The sequence below is a fragment of the Mesorhizobium sp. M1066 genome, assembly GCF_040318635.1.
Lineage (GTDB): Bacteria > Pseudomonadota > Alphaproteobacteria > Rhizobiales > Rhizobiaceae > Mesorhizobium.
Map to the genome: position 1 here is coordinate 1 of NZ_JAMYMR010000117.1, position 1,029 is coordinate 1,029.

The following is a 1,029-nucleotide window of genomic DNA, read 5'->3' on the forward strand; positions in this document are numbered from 1 at the left end:
GGTTGTGTGCGTCAAGTTCTGCAAAATGGGCGATCATGAAGCTGGTCATGCGGCTTGGCGTAGAGCGAGCTTCTTGTGCTCGCGCAGGTCGTCCATGTTGATGTATCGGTTGGCCTCCATCCAGTTTTCGTTGGTCTCGACGGCGAGCGCCCTAACGAGGCGCAGGCAGCTTTCGGCGTTTGGGAAGATGCGCACGACATAGGTGCGCCGGCGGATTTCCTCGTTGAGCCGTTCGAGCATGTTGGTGGACTTTAGGTGCTTGTGATGCTGACGCGGCAGCCGGAAGAAAGTCAGCGTCTGTTCTATAGCTTCTTCCGCCCAGGTGGTCAGTCGCGGGTAGCGGGCGGACCATTTGGACAGCCATGCGGCGAGATCGGCCTTGGCCTCGGCGAGATCGCGCCGGTCGTAGAGCCAGCGCAGTTCCTGCAGGCAATCGTCGCCGTGCTTCCTGGGCAGATGATCGAGCGCGTTCCTGAGGAAGTGGACGTAGCAGCGCTGCCATGCGGCTTCCGGGATCACCTCGCCGATCGCCGCGACCAGGCCGGCATGGTCGTCGGACACGGCCAGTTCGACGCCCTTGAGGCCGCGTCGTTTCAAGCCGACGAGGAAGTCCTTCCAGGCCGAGCGGCTCTCGCGATTGGCCATCTCCACGGCCAGGATCTGCCGGCGCCCGTCCCAGTCGATGCCGACCGCGATCAGCACCGCCTGGCTCATCACGATGCCGGCTTCGCGCACTTTCTCGTAGCGGGCATCGAGAATGAGGTAGGGGAATGGCTCCTGAAGCGGTCGTTCGGCAAACGCCTTCAGGCTCTCGTCCAAGCGCTTGTTGATGGCCGAGATCGACGAAGCCGAGAAGGCATGACCGCACAGCTCTTCCGTGATCGCCTTGACCTTCCGGGTCGACACGCCCTGCACATACATCTCCGCAAGCGTGGCCACCAAGGCCCGCTCGGAACGCTGGTAGCGCTCGAACAGCTCGGTGGAGAAACGACCGGCCCGGTCCTGCGGAACCCGCAGCTCAAGCTTGCC

General features: G+C 63.0%; 1 protein-coding gene. It reads right to left on the minus strand.

Annotation, left to right across the window (positions count from 1 at the left end):
- Positions 1 to 45 precede the first annotated feature (45 nt).
- Positions 46 to 1,029: IS256 family transposase (locus tag NKH52_RS35375; RefSeq protein WP_352736900.1), on the minus strand; the 984-nt coding region annotated here is incomplete at its 5' end.